This window comes from Mesorhizobium sp. M0898 (assembly GCF_040319695.1).
Lineage (GTDB): Bacteria > Pseudomonadota > Alphaproteobacteria > Rhizobiales > Rhizobiaceae > Mesorhizobium.
This window is the reverse complement of sequence record NZ_JAMYOE010000129.1, coordinates 1-1,130: the sequence shown is the minus strand read 5'-3', so window position 1 is coordinate 1,130 and position 1,130 is coordinate 1. Positions and strand designations below refer to the sequence as shown.

1 protein-coding gene is annotated in these 1,130 nt (G+C 63.5%); it reads left to right on the top strand.

Annotation, left to right across the window (positions count from 1 at the left end; all coding sequences use genetic code 11):
- Window positions 1-1,121: ISAs1 family transposase (locus NKH90_RS34540; protein WP_352823783.1), on the top strand; the 1,121-nt coding region annotated here is incomplete at its 5' end.
- Window positions 1,122-1,130: the final 9 nt, after the last annotated feature.

Genomic DNA, 1,130 nt, shown 5'->3' with positions numbered 1-1,130 from the left:
GGCTGAGAAAGGATTCTTTGGAGAGGCAGTTGAGCGAAGGAGCGACTGCCATTTCCTGCCTTGAGAGCTACTTTGGCGCGGTGCCTGATCCACGCGCGCCCAACGCCACGCACCGGCTTGGCGACCTGATCGTGATGATGATCGCAGCAAGCCTGTGCGGCGCCAGCAATGCGACGGAATTTGCCCTGTTCGCGCAGGAGCGCAAGCAGGCGCTGTCGCGGCTGATCGACTATGACGCAGCTCCCAGCCACGACACCTTCTCGCGGCTGCTGCGTCTGCTCGACCCGGAGGCCTTTGGTCGCGCCTTTGCTGCCTTTGCCGCAGCTTTCGCCCGAGCCAGCCGAGAGACGCCCGAGGTGGTGTCGCTTGACGGCAAGGCTTTGCGGCGAGCCTACGAGAAGGGCTTGGCAGCCAGTCCGCCGTTGACGGTGTCGGCCTTCGCCGCCGAGACCCGGCTGTGCCTGGCGGCAGTCTCGCCGAGCGATGGTGAGAACGAAGTCGAGGCCGCGCTCAAAGTCGTCGAACTCATTGATCTTACGGGCAGATTGGTCACCGCCGACGCGCTCCACTGCCACACCCGCATGGCTGCGGCCATTACCCAAAGAGGTGGCGATTACCTGCTTGCACTGAAGGGCAACCGTCGTCATTGGCTGCGCCGTGCCAACCTGCAACTGGCCGACGCCACCCCTTCCATTGCCGAGCGGACCGAGACCAGCCACGGCCGCAACGAGTGGCGGCAGGCCGAGATCGTGGCGGCGGCCGAGCCGCTGATGCCCGGCCACCTGGCCTTCATCCGCATCACCAGCCGACGCGATCAGGCCAAGCCGTTGATGCGCCTGTTCATGGCCTCCACGCTCATGTCGCCGCAGCGGGCGCTCGACCTCACTAGAGCTCATTGGCAGATCGAGAACGGCCTGCATTGGATGCTCGATGTCCATCTCGATGAGGATCTCAGCCGTGCCCGCAAGGACAATGCCCCCGCCAACACGGCCCTTCTCAATCGCCTCGCCAGAAACATCCTTCAGGCCGCCGATGCTGCCAAAGTTCCCATCAGCCATCGCATCAAGAAATGCGCCTGGAACGACGACTATCTCATCAATGCCATCACTCATATGCGATAGCCCTGCCCT